The sequence below is a fragment of the Ruegeria sp. F5 genome (assembly GCF_056533845.1).
Genome location: NZ_JBQFOU010000005.1, coordinates 327929 through 349211 on the forward strand (window position 1 = coordinate 327929; position 21283 = coordinate 349211).

21 protein-coding genes and 1 pseudogene are annotated in these 21283 nt (G+C 53.5%); 3 read left to right on the plus strand and 19 right to left on the minus strand.

What is annotated here, in order from left to right; translation table 11 throughout:
• Positions 1–11: 11 nt before the first annotated feature.
• From ACR0K1_RS10510 to ACR0K1_RS10555, 10 genes are read right to left on the minus strand one after another with little or no spacing between them, the layout of a single operon-like run.
• The gene (locus ACR0K1_RS10510) at positions 12–1079 is read right to left on the minus strand and encodes a GNAT family N-acetyltransferase (protein ID WP_480850484.1); all 1068 of its coding nucleotides are present in this window, start codon (positions 1077–1079) and stop codon (positions 12–14) included.
• Positions 1076–1372 (minus strand): cupin domain-containing protein, encoded by a 297-nt coding sequence (locus tag ACR0K1_RS10515; RefSeq protein ID WP_480850486.1) that lies wholly within the window; start codon positions 1370–1372, stop codon positions 1076–1078. The genes ACR0K1_RS10510 and ACR0K1_RS10515 overlap by 4 nt, the downstream gene beginning before the upstream one ends.
• A gap of 31 nt (positions 1373–1403) precedes the next feature.
• Positions 1404–2087 (minus strand): nitroreductase, encoded by a 684-nt coding sequence (locus ACR0K1_RS10520; RefSeq protein WP_480850488.1) that lies wholly within the window; start codon positions 2085–2087, stop codon positions 1404–1406.
• Positions 2077–2640 (minus strand): biotin transporter BioY, encoded by a 564-nt coding sequence (locus tag ACR0K1_RS10525; RefSeq protein ID WP_480850490.1) that lies wholly within the window; start codon positions 2638–2640, stop codon positions 2077–2079. The genes ACR0K1_RS10520 and ACR0K1_RS10525 overlap by 11 nt, the downstream gene beginning before the upstream one ends.
• Position 2641: 1 nt before the next feature.
• Complete coding sequence (locus ACR0K1_RS10530) at positions 2642–3256, minus strand: energy-coupling factor transporter transmembrane component T family protein (protein ID WP_480850492.1); 615 nt, start codon at positions 3254–3256, stop codon at positions 2642–2644.
• Positions 3231–3992, minus strand: coding sequence for an energy-coupling factor ABC transporter ATP-binding protein (locus tag ACR0K1_RS10535; protein WP_480850494.1), 762 nt, complete (start codon positions 3990–3992; stop codon positions 3231–3233). Before ACR0K1_RS10535 ends, ACR0K1_RS10530 begins: the two co-directional genes overlap by 26 nt.
• A gap of 7 nt (positions 3993–3999) precedes the next feature.
• The gene (locus ACR0K1_RS10540; protein ID WP_480850496.1) at positions 4000–5310 is read right to left on the minus strand and encodes an NAD(P)/FAD-dependent oxidoreductase; all 1311 of its coding nucleotides are present in this window, start codon (positions 5308–5310) and stop codon (positions 4000–4002) included.
• A gap of 3 nt (positions 5311–5313) precedes the next feature.
• Positions 5314–6723: a Glu/Leu/Phe/Val family dehydrogenase gene (locus tag ACR0K1_RS10545; protein WP_480850498.1), complete on the minus strand. Its 1410-nt coding sequence runs from the start codon at positions 6721–6723 to the stop codon at positions 5314–5316.
• A gap of 30 nt (positions 6724–6753) precedes the next feature.
• On the minus strand, positions 6754–8208 hold the full coding sequence (locus ACR0K1_RS10550; protein WP_480850500.1) for an NAD-dependent succinate-semialdehyde dehydrogenase: 1455 nt from the start codon (positions 8206–8208) through the stop codon (positions 6754–6756).
• Between the two features lie 2 nt (positions 8209–8210).
• Positions 8211–9488, minus strand: coding sequence for a 4-aminobutyrate--2-oxoglutarate transaminase (locus ACR0K1_RS10555; protein WP_480850501.1), 1278 nt, complete (start codon positions 9486–9488; stop codon positions 8211–8213).
• Positions 9489–9631: 143 nt separating this feature from the next.
• Here ACR0K1_RS10555 and ACR0K1_RS10560 point away from each other — a divergent pair, with 143 nt between their 5' ends.
• Positions 9632–10198 (plus strand): cupin domain-containing protein, encoded by a 567-nt coding sequence (locus ACR0K1_RS10560; RefSeq protein WP_480850503.1) that lies wholly within the window; start codon positions 9632–9634, stop codon positions 10196–10198.
• A gap of 112 nt (positions 10199–10310) precedes the next feature.
• Here the strand turns inward: ACR0K1_RS10560 and ACR0K1_RS10565 are convergent, their stop codons facing one another.
• The 8 genes from ACR0K1_RS10565 to ACR0K1_RS10600 all read right to left on the minus strand — a co-directional run bounded on the left by ACR0K1_RS10565 (position 10311) and on the right by ACR0K1_RS10600 (position 18300).
• Entirely contained in the window at positions 10311–11321 is a 1011-nt protein-coding gene (locus ACR0K1_RS10565) for an ABC transporter permease (protein WP_480850505.1), read from the minus strand.
• The gene (locus tag ACR0K1_RS10570; RefSeq protein WP_480850507.1) at positions 11318–12826 is read right to left on the minus strand and encodes a sugar ABC transporter ATP-binding protein; all 1509 of its coding nucleotides are present in this window, start codon (positions 12824–12826) and stop codon (positions 11318–11320) included. Before ACR0K1_RS10570 ends, ACR0K1_RS10565 begins: the two co-directional genes overlap by 4 nt.
• Positions 12827–12895: 69 nt before the next feature.
• Entirely contained in the window at positions 12896–13972 is a 1077-nt protein-coding gene (gene torT, locus ACR0K1_RS10575; RefSeq protein WP_480850509.1) for a TMAO reductase system periplasmic protein TorT, read from the minus strand.
• Positions 13973–14043: 71 nt separating this feature from the next.
• Positions 14044–15015: a 5-oxoprolinase subunit C family protein gene (locus ACR0K1_RS10580; protein ID WP_480850511.1), complete on the minus strand. Its 972-nt coding sequence runs from the start codon at positions 15013–15015 to the stop codon at positions 14044–14046.
• Positions 15005–15880, minus strand: a complete 876-nt coding sequence (locus tag ACR0K1_RS10585; protein WP_480850513.1) for a 5-oxoprolinase subunit B family protein — start codon at positions 15878–15880, stop codon at positions 15005–15007. The genes ACR0K1_RS10580 and ACR0K1_RS10585 overlap by 11 nt, the downstream gene beginning before the upstream one ends.
• 10 nt (positions 15881–15890) lie before the next feature.
• Positions 15891–17261, minus strand: a complete 1371-nt coding sequence (locus ACR0K1_RS10590) for an acetyl-CoA carboxylase biotin carboxylase subunit (RefSeq protein ID WP_480850515.1) — start codon at positions 17259–17261, stop codon at positions 15891–15893.
• Between the two features lies 1 nt (position 17262).
• Positions 17263–17499 carry an acetyl-CoA carboxylase gene (locus ACR0K1_RS10595; protein ID WP_480850517.1) on the minus strand — a complete coding sequence of 79 codons (237 nt, stop codon included), beginning with the start codon at positions 17497–17499 and terminating at the stop codon, positions 17263–17265.
• Positions 17500–17523: 24 nt separating this feature from the next.
• Positions 17524–18300 (minus strand): 5-oxoprolinase subunit PxpA, encoded by a 777-nt coding sequence (locus ACR0K1_RS10600; RefSeq protein WP_480850519.1) that lies wholly within the window; start codon positions 18298–18300, stop codon positions 17524–17526.
• A 126-nt stretch (positions 18301–18426) separates the two neighbouring features.
• On the opposite strand from ACR0K1_RS10600, the gene ACR0K1_RS10605 reads away from it, so the two are divergent.
• Entirely contained in the window at positions 18427–19443 is a 1017-nt protein-coding gene (locus tag ACR0K1_RS10605) for a LysR family transcriptional regulator (protein WP_480850521.1), read from the plus strand.
• Positions 19444–19594: 151 nt separating this feature from the next.
• Positions 19595–20458 carry a carbon-nitrogen hydrolase family protein gene (locus tag ACR0K1_RS10610; protein ID WP_480850523.1) on the plus strand — a complete coding sequence of 288 codons (864 nt, stop codon included), beginning with the start codon at positions 19595–19597 and terminating at the stop codon, positions 20456–20458.
• Positions 20459–21098: 640 nt separating this feature from the next.
• Here the strand turns inward: ACR0K1_RS10610 and ACR0K1_RS10615 are convergent.
• Positions 21099–21283, minus strand: a pseudogene (locus ACR0K1_RS10615) (hypothetical protein); the annotation flags it as partial.

Below are 21283 nucleotides of genomic sequence, written 5' to 3' on the forward strand. Positions count from 1 at the left end.
CGATCAGTGGATTATTGTTGTTCTGTGGTGAATGGATTTGCGGGGTCACGAGAAATTGGCGGTACATCCAGCGACCTTTCGAAGTGCACGAGCACGCCACCGTCGGGCAGCATTTCCTCATGCGTCTCGACGAAGCCATTGCGTTTATAGAAGACCAAGTTCGATTGGAACGCTTGATTTGTATAAAGTCGCAGCGCCGATTTCTTGAGCGCCCGAGCGGCATCTTCAGCATTGCGCAATGCTTTTTGGCCGAGTCCAAAACCCTGGACTTCGGATGCAATAGCTAGGTTTTCCAAAACCAGAGAACCTTCATGAACATGCAGTTCAATGACGCCAACGATGCGACCTTTGAGCACCAAAACATCAACAACGTGATCTCGGATTGCTTTGCGGTAGTCCGTTTGCATCGGCATTGGATTTCTGCCAATCATGTCGATCCATTTCGTGTAAGCTCGATGCACCACGTCCTGGATCGTTGCGACATCAGTCGGACGGGCTCTTCGGACGATCACCTTAGAGCACCAAGCTTTTTCGAGGCTGTCGCCTACCTTAATTGCGCCATCCCGCACGACGCTGCAGAGAACACCGCGCAATCTGAAAGGCCTGTTCTTGGCGAGGTTGATCCAGCGGTAGCTGTCATTACCGTAGCGGCGTCGCCATTTCACACATGCAGTGTTAAACTTGTCGCTGACCTTAAGTTCTACCTCTCCAGCTTTGAGAATGGTTCCCGCCGGCAAGTTTTCCTCGCCAAGATCCATATCCACGACGAGCAGATCACCCGGGTGAGGTGCCGTAAAGCGGCTGCGCCAACATAGATCCATGACCCTTTTGGACAGGATAGAGACTTGGATCCTTGGGTCAGGCTTTCCATCGGCCAAAGTGAGCCATGGATGCGTAAGCCAACGATCGCCGGAAATTCCATTTGCTTGGGTTACCTCGATTTCCGAAGGAAACGCTCGTTGGCTGAAATTTGGACGGACACACAGTTCGCTTATTACTGCAGAGTCTTTGGGCGCAGCAATGATGTGTTTCAGAGCTGCTTCGCACTCAAAAAGAGTTACTGGTCCTCGATTATTCATCGCATCGACTTCAATTCTATTTCGACGAAAGACATTGCTTGATCGGCGGAATTTACGACATTGTGCTCGATCCCGGCCATTCGGCTGTAGGCATCGCCACGCGCTACGTTCACTGTCTTGGAACCGTCCCGATCCTCGATCAGCATCTGGCAATCTGTCAGCGCGACCACCACGTAATCCATGGCGTGACGGTGCCACCCAGTCTCAGAATTGGGCTCAAAATCGTAGCGGGTGATCAAAACTCGATCATCATCTGCAAGTTTGGTCGCAGTCGCTTGTTTGCGTTTGGTCATTTTTCTGTCCTGGATAGAAATCGATGGCTGATCAGAGATCTTCGAAGCCACGGAATGTTGTGAACTCTGCGAGGCTGCACCGCTCGGTTCTGAAGTGGTTGACCCCGGCGCCCTTGTCCGGGACGCCTAAAGCGATGCCGCAAACGACCAATTCACTGTCTGGCAGGCCTAAGTGCTCGTGAACGATTGGGCCATAATTCGCTAAAGCCCCTATTCCTGAGGTTCCCAAGCCTTCATCTTCCGCGCTGAGGAGGAAGGTCATGATCGCCATGCCGAGATCCATGAAGCATCCCTTCCCCATTGAACGTTCGATGGTCACGACCACACCAACCGGCGCTCCAAAGAATGCATAGTTCTTGGCGAACTGCGCGCGACGCCCTTCAGTGTCACGCCTTTCAATCCCAAGCGCTTGATAGAGAGCGTATCCAGCTCGTCGCTGCCGATCTTTCAAAGCCGGCGGCATCTTCGCAGGAAAGTAGGAATACTCCGAACTGACTGTTTCGTCGGACGCCTGTGCTGTTGCAAGTCTATCAGTCAAAGAACGCAACGCCGGGCCAGTCAGAATGTGAAACTTGCCGGGCTGCAGATTGGCGCCGCTCGGTGCACGCCGTGCGGCCGCGCAAATCCGTTCCAGCGTGGTCCGCTCAACCCGATCATTGGTGTATGCTCGGATTGAACGACGTTGCGCGAGTATTTCGGTCAGATCAGACCGCATCAGCCGGTCCAGACCGCGACAGAACACTTGCCGGGCGGGCCTTGGCCAATGCTGCTGTTAGCATGCCGGCGATGACCGCTTTCAGGATGTCTCCCGGTATAAAAGCCGTCACAAGCCCTGTGGCTTCGATGAGGGATTTCTCAAGCGTAATGGACATGCCAATGATGCCGAAGATGTACATTACAATAATGCCACCGATGATGGATGCGATGCTTCCTACAACGGCCAAAGGAGCGCTCCGCCATTTTTCGACGATCAAACCTGTGACAAATGCTGCAATGGGCCAACCGATCAAGAAGCCTGCGGACGGAGATACAAACAGACCCAGACCACCACGACCGCCTGACAAAAGCGGCAGGCCGATAGCGACAAGAAGCAGGAACAACAAGACCGCAAGCGCACCTCGTTTCGAACCAAGGATTGTTCCGCAAAGCATGACGCCAAGGCTTTGCGCTGTTATTGGGACCCCAAAGCCAAGTGTGATTTTGGGGATGAGGCCCAGTGCTGCGATAAGTGCCGCAAAGAGCGCAACAAGGGTTACTTTTTTTTCCATGTCAGGTCTCCTCCAAACTGTTGAATCCACCGCGGGCGCGCAGTGCTTCTGCGACATGATCTGCGTCATCCAACGCAAGAACGGTGAAGGGTAAAATGATGCGCCAGCTCGGAGCACGCCGAGAGCGCGCTCTCCAAGCCATGCTGAGTTGGCTGCCTTTTTGAACCAAAACGGGCGTCAATCGAATGACCATCGCAATGGCGAGTTCCAGTATTCGGGAATTGAGCCCGAAGCGTCTCAGTGGCTTTGTGATGACTTTGATGACCTCGATCATATCAGAAAGCCGGGTCGTCATCGTGACGAGATTGGCCAGGCCTACGGCCGAAAGCATGCGCAAAATCACTGTTGCACCAAGTGCAAACTCTTGCGTCCATAGATGCCAGATGCCGACAATTGCGATGAACGGCCACAGTAGCTTAAGCTGACGCATTCCGGCTGCAAAAAACAAACGTCCTGGCAAAGCGTAGAGGGCAGCTACAGCCATAAAGACAGCGCCTTGGACCCAGACATCGTCGACAGCAAACAGACTGGCCGTCGCGGCACACAATCCTATGAGCTTTAGGCTTGCGGGCCAGCTATGCGCAAAGGTTCTAACGGGAGAGGTCAGAGATATCATCGAGCCCTCCCAACTTGTTCATTTCATCTACATATTTTGGCAGGACGTCTTCAGGGGCTCCAATGCAGGAGACCGCGCCATCTTCCAGCCAGATGATCTGATCATATCCATCCAGATCTCGAGGATCGTGGGAGATATGAAGCAGTGCCCCGTCATATCTGGAAAGATACCGGTTCAGTTGCGCTTTGGTCGGGATGTCTAGTCCGGTAAATGGTTCATCGAGGATGATGAGTTTTGGACGCATGGCGACGATTGCCATCAGGCAAACCAGGTGCTTTTGTCCTTGCGATAGGGTTGCGACATGAGCACCCGCCCAATGCGCCTTACCAAACTCCTTCAACAAACGCGTTGTGCGATCCTTGACGTCCTGCTTGGGTAGACCTTGCTGGGTCAGGCCAAATGAAATTTCTTCTTCAACGGTTGGGAAAATGATCTGATGATCAGGGTTTTGAAACAGAATGCCGACCTCAGAAAGGGCCGCTTTCCGATCACGCCCCACATCAAGGCCATTGATTGAAACAGAGCCGCTCCTTGGCGCGATCAGTCCTGACATCAATCTTGCGAGTGAGGATTTTCCAGACCCGTTTCGACCGACGACACCAATGCGCGACGACCGTACATTGAATGACAATTGGTTGAGGATAGAGATGCCATCAACAGCGAAAGTTGCGCCAGAGAGCGCAACATCGACCTCTAGCGCGGCAATGCCTTTTGCTTTGATGGGATCTATTTTCATTGCGTCCTCAATGCAGCTTCAAGTGTGGACGCACCCGTCGCATCGCCAACGAAAGAACAGTGTGAAGCATCGCGCGGAAGTGTCCCTGGATTGATGCTTCGTGCTGATAGTGAAGAAACTTGTAGGCCCGCCTCGCCAACCAACCCTTGATGGTCATTGTTCCCAACGCGCGCCCCATCAGCGAGCCGATGGCACTATTTGAGCTAAGAGCAACCAAGGATCCGCGATCCGTGTAAGTAAAATCCACCAGTTGCTGATCACTCAAGGCACGCTCGATCTGAGAAGACAAAAATTTGGCCTGCTGCGAAGCGACTTGAGCTCGAGGTGGCAAGGGGCAATCCTTCTCAGGCCAAAGGCAATCCGCAGCATCGCCCATCACAAAAATTCGATCTTGATTTGTGGCTTGAAGGGTTGGCTTTACTACAAGACGGCCAAGACTGCCGACTTCGAGTCCAACAGCGGATGCGAGTGCTTTGTTGCTTTGGATGCCCGCCGCCCAAACCACGATCTCGGCGTCAAGTACTCTGCCATCTCCCAGTTCAACCTGTGTTTCAGTGACAGAAGTGACGCGCATGCCGAGTTCGACATCTACATTAAGCTCCCTCAGCTCATCGAAGACATTCTGTGATATCTGTTCGGGTAGAGCTGCTACCAGGCGATCCGATCCCTCCACGACGGTGATGCCCACCGTGTCTGGTATCCGCAATTTGTCGATGCCATTGCGCCCAAGCTGTTCAGTCGCTTCGCGAAGTTCAGCCGCCAGCTCAACGCCTGTTGCACCGCCACCAACGATAACGATCCGAACATTGTCATCTTCAACCTCAAGAGCACCCGTTTCCATGCGAAGGCACAGGTTCAGCAACTGCGATTGAAGGCGTTTGGCTTCGGTTGGTGTGTCAAGAAACAAGCAGTTTTCAACGACACCTGGAGTTCCAAAATCATTGGATCTGCTCCCGATGGCTAAGACGAGAATGTCATAAAGCACAGCGCGAGCTGGAGCCAATTCGACGTCCTGATCGCTTAAGACCGGGTCCAACATGACCCAGCGTTCCTGGTAGTCTATGCCTGCAAAGCGTCCCAATCTGAATTTGTAGCCATTTCTATTTGAATGCTCGAGGAAGCTGATTTCTTCCTCTGGGCCCTTCGTTCCCGCTGCAAACTCATGCAGCGACGGCTTCCAGATGTGGGACAAGTTTTCATCGACAAGCGTGATGTCGGCGCGGCCCTTTCGCCCCAAAGACCTGCTCAGACGTGTGACGAGGTTGAGGCCACCTGCCCCGCCCCCAACAACAACGATCCGTGTAACCTGCGCGTCCATCGTTCAGATCCCCAGTGCTTTGTAGATGCCGGCAATTCTGCGTACTGCGATGATGTATGCCGCTGTCCGAAGATCGGGTATTTGTTCGTCAGTGTTCCAGAGGTTTGACATTTCGGCATAGGCCGAGCGCATCTTGTCATCGAGACCTGATCGCACAAGATCGATCTCCCGCGCACCTTGCAGGAAGGCATTGGCACCTTCTTCGGGAAACTGACTGCCCGTCATCCGCTCAAGAGATCGAGCAAGAACTCGGTGCCCCATTTCATCACGGCGACGCTCCATCAAACCGAATGGGATATGCGTCAGGTTCTTGACCCATTCGAAGTAGCTAACCGTCACCCCGCCTGCGTTTGCGAACAGGTCGGGGATGATAACCACACCGAGCTTTCTAAGAATTTCATTCGCCTTGAACGTCATCGGACCATTCGCGGCTTCAACGATGAGCTTGGTCCGCAGGTAGGGTGCATTCTCTTCGGTGATAACGCCTTCGAGGGCCGCTGGTATCAAGATATCGCACTCGTCAGCCAAAGCGTCTGTTGCATCTAGAGAGTGCGTTCCACCGGCAAATCCTCGAACACCGCCGGTGTCGATAATGTGCTGTTTGAGCTCTTCGATGTTCAGCCCATCAGGATTTCTGACGACACCGTCTCGCTCAATGACAGAAACGATGCGGCAACCGTCTTCTTCCGATAGGAACTTTGCAGCGTGGTATCCAACATTACCCAACCCCTGAACGACAACAGTTGCCCCGTCGAGTGTTTGTGGGAGTTTGGTTTTGGTGCGATCACTCTCAGCCTCAAAGAAGGCCTGGATAGAATACTGTACCCCCCTGCCCGTTGCTTCGATCCGACCTTCAATGCCGCCAGCAGCGAGAGGTTTTCCTGTAACGCAAGCAGAGCCGTTGATGTCGGTGGGACGGAGACGCCGGTACTCGTCGGCCATCCACATCATCGTTGTTTCATTAGTCCCGACGTCAGGTGCTGGAACATTGAGGCTTGGCGTTAAGAACTCATGGCGCACCAGCTCTTGGGTAAAGCGCCGTGTGATACGCTCTAGTTCTTCTGAGGTCCATTCCTGCGGGTCGACTTTCAGTGCACCCTTGGATCCACCAAAAGGAATGTCCATCAAGGCGCATTTGTAGGTCATCAAAGCCGCGAGTGCTTCTACCTCATCAAGGTTCGCATAGGAGGCATATCTGATCCCACCTTTTGCCGGGCTGGGGTGGTTTGAGTGGACGGAGCGCCACCCCTCAAAAGTGTGCATCTTGCCCCGAAGCCGGACACCGAACCTTGTGATATAGGTGGAGTTGGCGACGCTTATTTTCGTCGCCAATCCTTCTTCCATTGAAATCAAATCCGCCGCTTCCTGGAACATCAGGTTGACGTCTTGGAGGAATGTTTTGCTGCCCGACATTTTCTTATCCTTTAGTCAGATTGAGCGAGTTCAACGGATCTCGCCAAAGCACATGTATTTGAGCTCGAGGTAGTCATCGGCTCCGTATTTGGAGCCTTCGCGACCTTGGCCGGACTGTTTGACGCCGCCGAAGGGCGCAACTTCCGTTGAAATCAGACCTGTGTTGATCCCAACCATCCCTGTTTCCAGGCGCTCTGCGACACGCCACACGCTCGAAATGTTTTTGGAATAGAAATACCCAGCGAGACCAAATTCAGTGTCATTTGCCAGCTCGACGGCTTCGTCTTCCGTGGCAAATTCAAAGACCGGAGCGATCGGACCAAAGGTCTCCTCATGCTGGACGCGCATGTCTTTTGTCACACCCGTCAAAACAGTTGGTTCAAAGAAGGTTCCACCACACGTGTAGCGCTGGCCTCCCGTTAAGACGCGAGCGCCTTTGGTCACAGCGTCGTACAGGTGGGACTCCACTTTCGATAGAGCCGCCTCATTGATGAGCGGGCCAATGACTACCCCGTTTTCGAAGCCGTCACCCACGGAAAACTCCGAAACACGTTTTGCCAATTTTTCAGAGAATTCCCTATAAATTCCAGACTGGACGTAGATCCGGTTTGCACACACGCATGTTTGGCCTGCGTTGCGAAATTTGGCGATGAGTGCACCCTCGACGGCGGCATCAACATCGGCATCGTCAAAGACGATGAACGGCGCATTGCCACCCAATTCCATCGAGACTTTTTTGACGGTTGCAGCTCCCTGCTCCATCAGAATTTTACCGACCCGCGTTGATCCGGTGAAAGTGATCTTCGCAACTTTGGTGTTGGCGCAGAGCTCTTTGCCAACAGCCGATGCGTCGCTGCTCGGAATGACGCTCAAGACACCTTCGGGAATGCCCGCTCGTTCGCCCAAGACCGCCATTGCCAGCGCGGAAAGAGGTGTTAGCTCTGCGGGGCGCGCCACAAAAGTACACCCCACAGCAAGCGCAGGTGCAACTTTCCTTGCGATCATTGCATTGGGGAAGTTCCAAGGCGTGATTGATCCAACAACGCCCACTGGCTGCTTTAGGACGACAATGCGTTTGTCAGGTTGATGGCCCGGGATCACATCACCGTAGATCCGCTTCGCTTCCTCGGCAAACCATTCGATGTAGGATGCGCCATACATGATTTCGCCTTTGGCCTCAGCCAAGGGCTTGCCCATTTCAGCGGTCAGGATGGCGGCAAGATCGTCGATATTTTCGATCATCAGATCGTGCCATTTCCGTAGAATGGCACCACGTTCTTTACCGGTTTTGGCGGCCCAGTCAGCTTGCGCGTCGTAGGCTCCATCAATCGCGAGCGTCACGTCTTCAACAGAAAGATCCGTAACATCTGCCAGCTTTTCGCCAGTGGACGGGTTCGTCACCGGAAATGTCTGGCCGTTTTCGATCCAGTGGCCGTTAACATAGGCACGTTTCTCAAGAAGCTTCGGGTCGTTCAACTTCAGCATCGTTAGGCCTCCTGCGCGGCGGCGACGGATTCCTCGAGAATGTCGAGTGCTTCTGCAAAGACGTCATCTTGGATCGTGATTGGGGCAAGGAAGCGAATGACGTTGCCGTAGACACCGCAAGTCAGGAGGATCAGATTGCGCTTGAGTGCTTCCGCGCGCACTTTCTGAGTGAACTCGGGGCTCGGTGCAGAGCCGTCAGGCGTGTTGAATTCTGCCGCGACCATGAAGCCGGGCCCACGAATGTCGGCGATTTCAGGTGTCGTGGCGCGAATGGCTTCAAGGCGCTGGCGGAGCCGAGAACCAAGCTCGTTTGCACGAGCGCAAAGCTCTTCCTCTTCAATGACATCGAGCACGGCATGCGCGGCTGCAATACCCAGCGGGTTGCCGCCATATGTCCCGCCAAGTCCGCCGGGTCCTGCGGCATCCATGATTTCCGCCTTGCCGACCACTGCAGCAAGAGGCAAGCCACCTGCTAAGCCCTTGGCCATCGTTGTCAGGTCAGGCGCGACGCCATAGCCCTTCATGGCAAAAAGATGGCCCGTGCGGGCAAACCCGGTTTGGATTTCGTCAGCAACCATGACGATTCCATGCTCATCACAAAGCGCCCGGACTTGACGAACCAGCTCTACGGGTGCTGGGTAGAACCCCCCTTCACCTTGGACCGGCTCGAAGATGATCGCTGCCACACGACCTGGGTCGAGGTCAGCTTTAAAAAGTTTGTTGAGCGCATTCATCGAGTCTTCGGTTGAGACGCCATGGACATCAATCGGGAACGGAACGTGATACACGTCTGGCATCATTGCGCCGAACCCCTGCTTGTATGGAGCAACCTTGCCCGTAAGGCTCATGCCCATGAACGTGCGGCCATGAAAACCGCCCCCAAAAGCGATGACGGCTGGCCGACCAGTGTAGGCACGAGCCACTTTGATGGCATTCTCGACAGCTTCCGCGCCGGTTGTGACAAAGACTGTTTTCTTTTCAAAGTCCCCTGAAACCCGCGCATTCAAGCGCTCGGCGAGGCCGATGTAGTTTTCGTAGGGAAGCACCTGATGACAGGTATGGGTGAAGGACCCCATTTGCTTCTCGACGGCCGCCATGACTTTTGGATGACAGTGGCCGGTGTTCACAACAGCAATGCCAGCGGCAAAGTCGATATAGCGATTGCCTTCGACGTCCCAGACCTCGGAGTTCTTTGCACGGTCTGCATAGATTTGCGTTTGCATACCTACGCCGCGCGAGATGGCCTCATCTTTGCGGCTGCTGATTTCTGCGTTCAACATTGTTGGTTCCTTTTCGACTCAGGGCGGCGCGCCCGTTTTTTCTCATGGTGATGGCGTTCACGATGATGCAAAAGCCTGTTTCTTTATGCTCGTAACCCATTGATTTAATGAACAGTGAGTCACGTAATTTGAGTATTCTGGACATGGCAAACACAACTCAAGAAGACTTCATCCTGGGAGCTCGCCTCCGCGCCATTCGTGAACGCGCGGGGCTCTCACAGCGCGCTCTTGCCAAAAAGACTGGAGCACCAAATTCGACGATCTCTTTGATGGAATCTGGGAAAACCAATCCATCGGTTGGGGCGCTAAGACGGGTCCTCAATGGCATTCCGATCAGCTTGTCTGAGTTCTTTGAATTTGAACCAGAGCTTGAGAAGACGACGTTTTATGCTGCCGAAGAACTTCCCGAGATTGGGAAAGGGCGATTGTCGCTTAAGCAGGTCGGAAACGATCTATTGGGCAGAGCGATGATGATACTTCATGAGACCTATGACGTGGGAGCCGATACCGGTCGTGTGATGTATGTTCATGAAGGCGAAGAAGGCGGAATCGTGATTTACGGTCGCATCGAGATCACCGTCGATGACCAAAGAAAGATCCTTGGCCCGGGTGACGCCTACTATTTTGACAGCAAGTGCCCGCATCGCTTTCGGCAAGTCGGACCGGAACCCTGTGTGCTGGTGAGTGCCTGCACACCTCCAACGTTCTAGTCTTCAAGCTCATGCCAGATCATTATCGAGGTGTTTGACGTTTCTCCTTTCCTATTTCGACAAAAAAAGGAAGCTGGTGAAACCAGCCCCCTTCTCACTTGAGGGCTTCCGATTAGCCTCCACTCAGGATCATTCGGTAGCGCATTTGATCGAAGATCACCGCCAGGATCAGCAACGCGCCAAGCAGCACCATCTGCATGTATGAGCTGACTTGTGCGAGGTTCATGCCGTTCTGAACAAGCACAATGAAAAACGCGCCAAGGACCACGTTTTCGACACGACCAATACCGCCGCGCAACGACACGCCCGCAATCACACAGGCTGCGATCGATTCAAGAGCGATTGAACTTCCGAGGTTTGCCTCACCAGACTCGACCCGTGCTGTCAGCAGCAGACCCGTAAGGGACGCGATCAGAGCGCAGATGACATAGGTCATCATCAGCGTGCGCTTCGTATTGATCGCTGACAGATGCGCGGCTTTGATGTTCCCGCCAACAGCGTAGACTTGTGTACCGAGGCGTGTCCGGGACATAAACAGCCACATTGCGACTATGCAAATTGCGGCAATGATGACCGGTATTGGCACACCAAACAGGCGTCCAAATCCGAACGTGTCCCCAAATGCGAATGGCAGGTTCGAAACAGGAACGCCGCCCGTCAGGAAGAGCGCCAAACCAGCACCAACCGAAGACACGCCAAGGGTCATGATAAAGGGCGACACATCAAAATAGGCCACACCGATTCCATTCACGAGACCGACAGCAATGGCTGCGGCAAAGCCCATGAAAGCGCCCAGCAAGATGGCGACCCAGATTGCGTCAGGAAAAATACCCGCGAGCCACACCATGCCAAGAGCAGACACGACCGACGTCAGAGCAATCGCAGTACCAACTGAAAGGTCAAAGCCACCGGAGATGAGAACGAGCATCTGTCCCATCGATACCAGAACCAGGTACACAGATTGCCTTGCCACATTGACCAGGTTTTGAAGGCTCAGGAACTTGTCTGAAAGCGCCGTGAAAATGATCAATGCCCCAACCAAAAAGAACGGCAGCACACCGACTTTGATGAACATTTTTCGGATGGGCTCCATTGGCCCGGATGTTTTTGCTTCTGTTGTCATTGTTTTGCTCCGGTTTCGTCGAAGAAGTATTTGAGAACTTGTTCTTCGGTCATGTCATCGCCGCTCAGCTCTGCTGAGACATGGCCATGCGCCAGAACAATCATTCGGTGAGAGAGGTTCATGACCTCGGGTAGATCGGAAGAGATGACGACAACGGCTTTGCCGGACTCGGCCAACTCTTTGATTAAGAGGTAAAGTGCTGCGCGTGTGCCCATGTCGACACCAACCGTAGGTTCATCAAAGATGATGATGTCGGCATTCTGCCCAAAGCACTTTCCGAACAGGACCTTTTGTTGGTTGCCGCCGGAGAGCTGCGAAACAGGCTTGTTTCGATATCCCTCGTGCAACTCAACATAGTCAGAGATGGTCACGGTTTCGGAGTTCACCTCGGACCATTTCACCATCTGTCCGTCTCCACCAACCTTGTCACCCATGACGAGATTGATTGCCAAGTTGTCCTTTGATGGCTTGGCAAGATCGAGCCCTTCCGCCTTCCGATCAGGGGAGAGGTAGTAGATCCCACTTTTGATGATGTCTCTGGTTGGCGCGTGAGAAATGTCTTTGCCCTTCAGCGTGACCTGCCCACCAACCCTTGTCGTCAATCCCATGACGGTTCTGAACAGCCTCGACTTGCCGGAGCCGACCAGGCCCGCAACGCCCAAGACTTCGCCTGCCCTAACTTCAAAAGACGCGTTGTGGATCCCGGCAGTGCGAAGGTTCTCCACGGACAAAAGTACCTCGCCCGAACCTTTCTCGATCTTGGGATAAATTTCGTCGATCGCGCGACCCGTCATCATTTCGACGAGCGCATCTTCATCGGTATCAGTCATGTCGACTGTGCCGATCTTGCCGCCATCGCGCAGTACGGTGACCCGATTTGCGATGCGGGAGAACTCTTGAATGCGATGGGAGATATAGATGATCCCCACGCCCTTCGCCTTCAGTTCATTGACGAAATCAAAGAGGTGATCGACTTCTTTATCGGTGAGTGATGCAGTGGGCTCGTCAAGGATCAGAACCTTTAGATCGCCATGGAAGGCTTTGGTGATCTCAACCATCTGTTGTTGAGCGCGAGACAGACGTGCTGTGACCTCAGTCGGGTCAATGTCGAAACCAAGCTCAAGCAGCATGTCGTGCGCGCGCTTGCGCATCGCCTTGTGGTCGATGAAAGGACCACGCATAGGCTCCCAACCAAGGAAGATGTTTTGCGCGACGGTCAGCGTTGGGATCAGGGAAAACTCCTGAAACACCGTGTAGATACCCTTCGCCTGAGCATCGGCTACATTGTCGAAGTGAACTTCCTTACCGTCAAGGATCACGCTGCCCTGAGACGGATTGTTTGCTCCAGCCAACATTGAAATCAGAGTTGACTTCCCGGCGCCGTTTTCGCCGAAGAGGACGTGGACTTCACCTGATTTCAGATCAAAGTCTACCGAGTTAAGTGCCAGAACGCCGGGGTATTGCTTGGTCAGCCCCTTTGTTTCGATGAGTGCTTGTGCGGTCATTGATATCTCCAAAAATGCGGGCCGGAGGGACTGGCCCAAACCGGCCCGCAGTCCAACAGGGAGAGGGAGTTAGTTGGACACGGAGAAGACGGGCGCGAAACCATCCGGCGGCAGGATATTTGTGCGCTCAACTTCACCAATGTTGTCTGGGTCAACGACAAAGATTTCAGGGCCAACGTGTTGGACGAACTCTTTGCCTTCCAGGATGCGAACTGCTTGGTCGATGGCAATACGGCCCTGGATGACCATGCTGTCAGCCGGTGCAGCTTGGATGAAGCCGCGCTGAATGCCCGTGTAGACACCGGGAGTCATGTAGAATGCCAAGAGATCCACTTCACCTTGCAGACCGCGCTCACGGATCAAGCCCTGCGCGGCTTCTGCAGTCACCGCTGTGCCTGCCAGGTAACGAACGTCAGGACTGGCCTGTAGCACGTTCTCGACGAGAGCCAACTGTGTTTCCTTGCCGGTGTCGCCATAGCGTGGCTCAAGCACTTCGATTGCGGAGCCCTCAACGGCTTCCATGAAGCCCGCATGCGCACCTTCGACCCAGCCTGCGCCCGCAGGACCAGGGAACCAACCCACTTTTACGGGCTCAGAACCAGCGGGATGCTTTGCGGCCAAATAAGCGCCGGTTTGGTAGCCCATCGTGCGGAACGAAACCAAGGACTTGGCGGAAATGCCTTCAGAGGATACACCATTGATCACGTCAATGACGGGGATACCCTGCGCGGCAACTTCACCGATGACGTTGTTCAGACCGTCAAACGAGATCGCGCCGACAACGATGGCGTCAGCGCCGCCGGAAACGCAGTCTTCGATCTGGCTGATTTGACGTGCCAATTCTGTGTAACCACCGGCTTCGACGAGGTTGAGGTTCACGCCAAGACGCTCAGCTTCAGCGGTCACACCGTAGTTCACACCAAGCCAGTAGGCGTCCTTCATGTGCGGAAAGGAAACGCAGATGTTCCAAGCCTTTTCAGCTGCTTCGAGAGCTTCATATGTGACTGCACTCGTTTCTCCGTCAGCAGAGAATGCGGGGGTGACTTCTTCCGCAGCGTAGGGGAACCAAGCATCCTCGGCGAAAGCCGATGCTGGAATTGCAGCACTCAAAGCCAGCGCCGTGGCCGTCTTTAGGACGAGTTTCATTGTTCTGATCTCCTTGTCAGTTACAGTGGTCCGAAGCGATAAATCGCGATTTCAGATTAGATTTCTGCCTCTTAGCCGAGCTCTTCTCTTATTTCTTGCAGCATGCCCTTCCTGTCTTTTCGGGCAGCCAACGATTGGGCCATATTGACCTTCTCGAATTTCACTGGGGTGTGAGGTTGGAGTTGGCCGATCAGATCCATGTCAGCGGAAATGATCGCGCCGAGCGTAAAGTAGCCGCCGCCGGAGACAGCATCCCTATGCAACACAATGGGTTCCGTCCCGCCTGGCACTTGGATGGAGCCATACGAATAACACCCATCCACGATGTTAGATGGGTCAGCCCCCGCCCCGAACGGTTGCTCGCGATCTACGAATTCAAGTGGTCGTCCACCTTTAAAGCGATACCCCATGCGGTCTGCTTCCGGTGCCACTTTCCATTCGTCTTCGAAGAACCCGGCACCGGCTTCATCCGTCAGGCGATGCCAATACAGCCCGGGGAGGACGCGCAAACTGGCGGGAGTACCTGGCTTGCGGCGTAGAGGTTCCGATACGGTACGGCCAGCACCGGGTCCTTCCGAACCGCCGATTGGCAGTTCATCTCCAGCTTGGATGGCGCGGCCTTCCACACCACCAAGCGCTCCAATTGGGTAGGTAGATCTGCTTCCAAGAGCCTCGGGTGTGGTGATCCCACCACTGACCGCGATGTAAGCGCGCGCGCCCGCCTGAAGGAACTCAAAGTTCAGTGTTTGACCCGCCTTGACAACAAACGACGTCCAGGGCTCCTGGGCCTCTCCGTCAACTTTGATCGGAAGCGTTGCACCAGTTACCGCAACAGTTGCTGTTTCGGTGAACTCGATCTCTGGGCCCATAAAGACAGCTTCGAGACAAGCAGCGCCCTCATCGTTGCCAACAAGCATATTCGCAGCACGCAGAGCATAACGGTCCATTGCACCGCCAAGAGGAATTCCGAGGTGGAAGTAGCCGATGCGGCCTAGGTCTTGAATGGAGGTCGCAAGACCTGGATTTTTGATCTTAAGCGTCATTGAGGGCCTCCAACATCTTGGCATTGGTGCCGCGCATGTCGGCGTTGAACTCGTCGAGATCGAACTCGACTTCGGCAATACGCGGCACGTAGGTGCCATCCTCGACTGCGGCGACGATTGTGTCGTATTCTGCGTGGTCGATTGGCTTCCACTTCACGATGTCGCCAGGCTTGAAGAACACCATGAAGTCCTTCAAATGCGCGACCTTTTGTTCCGGGTCGTAGATGGGCATCGGTGTGACGCCAAACATTTGGTAACCACCAGCGCCACGCACCGAATAGATGCAAGAGAAGCAACCGCCATATCCAACAGTCAGTTTCGGAGTATCGGTCCGTGGGCTCAGGTACTTTGGCACCTGCAGCTGTTTCTCGCGCTCTACCAGTTGGTAGAGGAACGGCAGGCCAGCAACGAAACCCACCATCGAGACGAACCAAGGCTGCGAGTGGTGCGCTTCGATGAACGCATCCGCATCCGCGAAACCGTTGATCTTCGCCGCATAGTCAAGGTCGGTCCCATTCGGGTCCTGGTGACGTTCCCTGAACCGCATCAGCGTCTCATGAGTCCATGGGTCCTTATAGAACACAGGGATCTCGATAATGCGTGTGGTGAGGCGCTTTTCGGCGGTTTCCGCCTTACCTTCCAGCTCCTTGACTTTGGTCATGATGTCGTCGGGAGAAATGACGTCAGGGTCAAAGCGGACCTGGAAGGAGGCGTTCGCCGGGCAGATTTCGGTAACGCCTTCGATATTGGCATCACGAACCGCGTTGCTCATGGACAGTGACTTGAAGAACGCGTCGAGGGACATTTCGTCATCCATCTCGACATAGACGTGCTCGTCGCCCCCAAATGTGTATCTGGTCTTCATTTTGGCTTCCTCACGTATTCTCGGGCTTCAAATTCCCAGCATCCAGCCATGGCTCCAGCCATTGTGTATGGAAGTCGTCGTTGGCGACGCCAGGGTCTTTGGCAAGAGCCTTGTGGAGTGGAACGGTTGTCTTCAGGCCATTGATCTCAAGGTCTTCGAGCGCGTTGGCCATCTTGGCAATCGCATCTGCGCGATCATTCCCGTGCACGATCAACTTTCCGATCAGCGAATCATAGAAGGGTGGAATTTGATAGCCTTCATACATGAAGTGATCGAACCGAATGCCCTCCCCTGTTGGGACTTTCAGGCTTTCGACCTTTCCGGGCCACGGCATGAACTGCATGAACGGATCTTCAGCGTTCAGCCGGACTTCAATTGCGTGGCCTGATTTCTTCACCTGATCCTGAGTGACGCTCAAGGCCGCACCTCCACAGACACGGATCATCTCTTGGACGAGGTCGAACCCGGTGATCATTTCGGTGACGGGATGCTCGACCTGGATTCGGGTGTTCATCTCGATGAAGAAGAATTCGTTTGTGGCTTCCTCGTAGAGATATTCGAGTGTGCCGGCTCCGCGATAGTTGACAGACTCCGCCAATGCGACGGCAGCCATGCAAAGGTTTTCGCGCGTCTCATTATCAAGGCAAGCGGCCCCTGCCTCTTCCCAGACCTTCTGTCGGCGACGCTGCAAAGAGCATTCGCGTTCGTAGAAATGAACCGCGCGTCTGCCATCACCGACAATCTGCACTTCGATGTGGCGCGGCGATTTGACAGATCGCTCAACATAAAGACCGCCATCGCCGAAGGCCGCTGCAGCTTCTTGCTGGGCTTGTGGGGCCAACGTCCGAAGCTCTTCTTCGTTGTCCGCAATCCGGATACCTTTGCCGCCGCCGCCAGCTGCGGCTTTCACCATCACCGGGTAGCCAACTTTGGCAGCAACTTCGACAGCCTCATCGACAGATTCAATTCGACCCTTGGAGCCAGGCACCACGGGTACGCCTGCTGCCTCTGCGGCTTGACGAGCAGCGACCTTGTCGCCCATCCGCTCAATTGTGTCTGCAGAAGGACCTACAAATTTGATGCCCGCCTGCTCGACGGCACGAGCGAATTCGGGGCTTTCCGACAAGAACCCATAGCCAGGGTGAACCGCATCAGCGGATTTTTCGATGGCTGCGGCAACTACGCCATTCACGTTCAGATAGGACTCTGCGGCTTTGGCTGGCCCGATGCACACTGACTCATCAGCCAGCCTCACTGCCAGCATATCCGCGTCGCCTTCAGAGTAAGCTTGAATTGTCGTGATGCCGAGCTTTTTAGCTGCATGGATTATGCGAACGGCGATTTCGCCACGGTTGGCAATGAAGAGACGTTGAATACCCATGTTATTCGGCCACCTCGGCTAGTATTTCGCCTGGCTGAACTGGTGTTCCGTCCTCTACCGCATAAGCAGTGAAGGTGCCTGCAACCTCGGAATTCACTTGGATGAAGGTCTTCATCACTTCAACAAGACCGATGGTGTCACCGACAGCGACAGCGTCACCAGCCGATTTGAAGGCGGCCTCATCGGGCGACGGTTTGGTGTAGAATGTACCTGGTAGCGGCGAAAGCACGTTTGCCATTTTTTTCTCCTCCCTCGAGATGTCTTAGAGTCCTAGTACTGTAGCGGCCGGAGCGATTGTGATGCCCGCGTCTGTAAGACCAGCGCGGATTGCCTTACCCATATCCAACGCACCGGGCGTATCGGAATGGAAGCAGATGGATTCAAATTCGATTGGGATGTCTTCGCCATCGACGGTTCTCACTACCCCCTCTTTGCAGGCACGCACGCACTTTGCAGCGACTTCTTCGGGCCTGGGGCGAGATACGTGGCGAGCAAAAACAATCGATCCAGATTTGTCGTAGTCCCGGTCAGCATAGAACTCGCGTGCGACAGGATGGCCGACGCGCTTTGCAACCTCGTAGGTTTTGGAGGTACCCATGCAGAAAATGATTGCGGTACCGCAGGTTTTGCTCAGAGTGTCCACGATCATTTCAGACAGCTCTTCGTTGACGGCAGCTTCCATATAAAGAGCGCCGTGCGGCTTGACGTGCTGTAGGCTCGCACCATGCCGACGGCCGAATTCCCGGATCGCGCCGACTTGGTAGACAATGTCGTTCACCAACTCTTCCGAGCTGGTTTTGATGTAACGACGTCCGAACCCTTGAAGATCGTTGTACCCAGGATGTGCACCAAGACCGACACCATAGGTATGCGCCAGCTTAACAACACGATCCATAGAGTTGGGGTCGCCCGCATGAAAACCTGCTGCAATGTTGGCTGAGCTGATCAAGGACATAATCTCTTCATCAGGTGCTTCACCCAATGTCCATTGGCCAAATCCCTCGCCCATATCGCAGTTGAGGTCGACAATCTCTTTCATGGTTAGCATCCCTGTTCTGGTTTGGAATACGGTCGCAAAATACGTTATCAATTGGAATTTCTTTATTGTGAGGACGCTCTATCGTTTTTTTTGATACTGCGATTGCACAATATATATCGTAACTCATTGTTTTTAAATTTTATCTATTTTCTGCATCTGCACAGTAAAGAATTGCCATCGATTTTTCCGATGGCCAGGCATCATTCATTGTGTTATTTGATCCGCATGAATCTACGACATCTGAAGTATTTCGTTGCAACCGCAGAATTAGGCCAGGTGAGTCGGGCTGCAAACGCCTTGTCCATTTCTCAGTCGTCAGTGACCGGAGCTATCAAAGAGCTTGAAGCTATTGTAGATGCGGAGCTTTTTGTGCGTTCTTCGCAAGGTATGGAGCTCACTGACTCCGGTCGAGAGTTCCTGTCAGCCTCACGTGAGATCCTCGACAAAGTTGACGACGCCAAAAAGTTGACCAAACGCCGATCTGAGGTGAGCGGAACGATTACCGTTGCTGCCACTTACACAGTTTTAGGATACTTTCTTCCCTTTCACATCCATCGACTGGCACAACTTCACCCTGGACTCGACATACAGATTAGTGAACTAAATCGTGAGAGTATCGAAGACGGGCTGCTGTCCAACCGGTTCGACTTAGCTGTCGTTTTGACCTCAAACCTCAATAATCCAGATCTTGAATCGGAAACCCTGCTAAAGTCTTCCCGTAGGCTCTGGGTTCCTAACGGTCATCGTTTCCTGGAGGGAGGCAAGGCCAGTTTCGCGGAAATTGCTAAAGAAGACTATATCATGCTCACGGTCGATGAAGCGGCGCATACAACCATGAAATACTGGAGCAAGACAAACTACCGCCCCAAAACTAAGCTTAGGACATCATCGGTAGAAGCATGTCGTTCCATGGTGGCAAACGGTCATGGCGTCGCCATCCTTTCTGACATGGTGTATCGACCTTGGTCGCTGGAAGGAAAACGGTTGGAAACAGTATCGACTGATGTTGAGACACCAACCATGGACGTAGGGATCGCTTGGCGAAAGGGGGTTGAATTCTCGCCAGCCATGCGGCTCTTACTGGACTACTTCAAGGCCAGCTTTGTGTCCCCTCAGATGGCCCAGTTCAGCGGACGGAAGTGAGAAACTTTTCTGATTACAGACTGTAATCGGTAAATCCGAAGATGCTCTATCACTAAATTGAACTTCATTTTGTCCCCAACAAGACCCTAACAGATTGAACGCGCGCGGCCGCTTTTCTTGGCCGTGACGCATCAATCAAAAGGTGTCTTGGATGACTTACTTCTCTGTTACAGGTGTTCAAATGCCAGTTTCCATCGCCGGAAACAACACACCAGCGATGCTCCAACGGGCCAACAAGATCGTACATGTCCATCCATGGACGGACATGATCGTATTCAGTGAGCTCGCGCCTCACGGGCCCTCCATTGCGTTTGCAACCGAAGATACCAACAGCGTCGAAGCACCATTTCGCGAGTTCGCCGCAAAACACAAAATCTGGATATGTCCAGGATCGTACTTCGTGAAGCGCGGTGACGACATCTTCAACCATACGGTCATCATCAACCCTGAAGGTGAAGTCATTGGCGAGTACGACAAGATGTTTCCGTTCAGGCCATACGAGCAAGGCGTCCGTGCCGGCGAAAATTTTCTGATTTTCGACGTACCGAACGTCGGCCGATTTGGCATCACGATTTGCTATGACATCTGGTTCCCGGAGACGACGAGGACGCTTGTGTCGCAAGGCGTAGAAGTGCTTTTGCACCCCGTCTTGACCGGTACCACAGACCGCCAAGCAGAACTCGCCATCGCACAAGCGACTGCGGTGATGTTTCAGTGTTACGTGGTAGACGTGAATGGGCTCGATGCTGGCGGCGTCGGACACTCCGTCGTAGCTGATCCAAAAGGGCGTATCGTTCACGACGCGGGTCAGGCAGACGCCGTTTTCCCGCTCGAGCTTGATCTCGACCTGGTTAAACGATGCCGGAAACGCGGCGCAATCGGGCTTGGCCAGACACTCAAGTCATACCGCGACAAACCGATCGATTTTGACATCTACAAACCCGGGCCAACCACGACATACCTTCGCGGTCTTGGCCCTCTTCAAATGCCAATCCGGGATTTTTACCCGCGCTGATTTCCGTTGTCAGCGGTCCAGAAAGGAATGAGCGATGCTTATGCCACTAACAATCAATCCGGAAAGGGATGGGATCCGATGTCATAAGTGCAGATGTTGCGCTTGCGCAGTTGGCATTTGAGAGCTGAGGGTGTTGAAACGCGCGTCCTTGATCAAGTTTTTCGGTGATAGCGACACCCAATCCCAGACTTCAAAGAAATTAAAACACTTCTGACTACAGAATTCAGTCGAAATAGATAAATAAGTCTTTTATTTACAATGATTTACTTTGATATTCTTGACTTCACGCCACTATTGAAGCAAATTTTTTCAACCTGAAGAAAAAAAATCTCCGAATGATTGGAGGGCGGGTCTAGCCTAATACGCTATGCAGACTTTTACCCGCCCCCCTTGGGCATGGGCACACACCGCATCTCCACATTGACTGCACTATTGATTTGGCGAGCTCGCCTTCGAAGCTCTTCCCTATGGTAATAAGGATGTCGCGATTTTAGCGACGACACACAGCTGCTAAACCAGCCCAACGTCACAAGGGTTAAGACAATGGACAAACGGATGCAGGACGGTGTCTTCTCAACGTCACTGTATCGGATACAGCAGTGTTCCAAAATACAAGACGGGGTTTCGGACTTGTTCATCCTTAGGCACCTGATTGTTGGTGCCGCTGAACTTCAAAATCACCTTCCTCAGGCCATTTTAGAAAAAGCAGTTTAGGCAGTGCAGTGGCCGTTCTGATTTCGGTCAACTCGTACTCCGGTCCACGTGCTTCACCCTCCACACCAAGCGCGCCAAGTCTTGTAACAACAATGAAGCCTTTCGCCTGAA